The sequence below is a fragment of the Veillonella sp. ZSJB6 genome (assembly GCF_051549505.1).
Classification (GTDB): Bacteria; Bacillota; Negativicutes; order Veillonellales; family Veillonellaceae; genus Veillonella.
Map to the genome: position 1 here is coordinate 1 of NZ_JBPUGE010000097.1, position 257 is coordinate 257.

Below are 257 nucleotides of genomic sequence, written 5' to 3' on the forward strand. Positions count from 1 at the left end.
TGGGTCAAAGTAATCATGTTCATTTGGCAAATCATGCGCTTTTAAGTAAGCTTCTAAGTCATCTTCTGACCAATGGAACAATGGCGCTACTTTTAACACGCCGTCTTTGCTTTCTGACAATACGTCAAGTGATTGGCGAAATTCCGTTTGGTCTTTACGAATCGCATTAATCCACACATCTGGGGCAATTTCTTTTAATGCACGTCCAAATGGCTCAAGTTTAACTTGCTCAGTGAATTTTGCGTGCGCTGGGTTAT

General features: G+C 41.2%; 1 protein-coding gene. It reads right to left on the reverse strand.

Features of this window, described 5'->3' with window-relative positions; genetic code table 11:
• Window positions 1-257: phosphoadenosine phosphosulfate reductase domain-containing protein (locus tag ACSV5T_RS10035; RefSeq protein WP_438321032.1), on the reverse strand; the 257-nt coding region annotated here is incomplete at both ends.